We start from the raw sequence: 453 nt of genomic DNA, 5'->3' as shown, positions 1-453 counted from the left end.
GACGGCGCGGTCGACCGCTACGAGGTGGCGTACGCGCCCGGCGGCGTCACGGTCAACACCGACCGGATGGCGGACGCCGCCGGATTCTACCGGGGGTTCGGCCTGGAGAACGCCGACGGCGCGCGCGACCGCGCCGACGCGATATCGGTCGAACTGGAGTTCTGCTCGCACCTCGCGGCCCAGCGCGCGTACCTCCGCGAGGAGGGCGACGAGACGGGCGTCGAGCGCGTCACGGACGCGACGGCCGCGTTCGTCGAGGACCACGTCGGCCGGTGGGTGCCGCGGTTCGCGGCCGACGTGCGCGAGGAGCTCGCCGCCGACGCGGGCGACGACGGGACCGCGGACCCAACCGACGCCGACGACCCGGAGGTCGCGTGAGATGGTCGCCGACCGCCTCGACGACGGCGTCCGGATCGCGCAGCTGCTCGCCTCCGAGGTGACCGGCAACGAGAG

1 protein-coding gene is annotated in these 453 nt (G+C 74.8%); it reads left to right on the top strand.

The window, feature by feature from the left end; translation table 11 throughout:
- Positions 1 to 378, top strand: a 378-nt coding sequence (locus D3D02_RS19740; RefSeq protein ID WP_147435798.1) for a molecular chaperone TorD family protein, incomplete at its 5' end; no start/stop codon positions are given.
- Between the last annotated feature and the right edge of the window lie 75 nt (positions 379 to 453).

Origin of the sequence: Halobellus sp. Atlit-38R, from assembly GCF_003665925.1 — an archaeon.
GTDB lineage: Archaea > Halobacteriota > Halobacteria > Halobacteriales > Haloferacaceae > Haloquadratum > Haloquadratum inordinatus.
The sequence above is the reverse complement of the archived record's forward strand: the minus strand, read 5'-3'. Positions and strand labels throughout refer to the sequence as shown.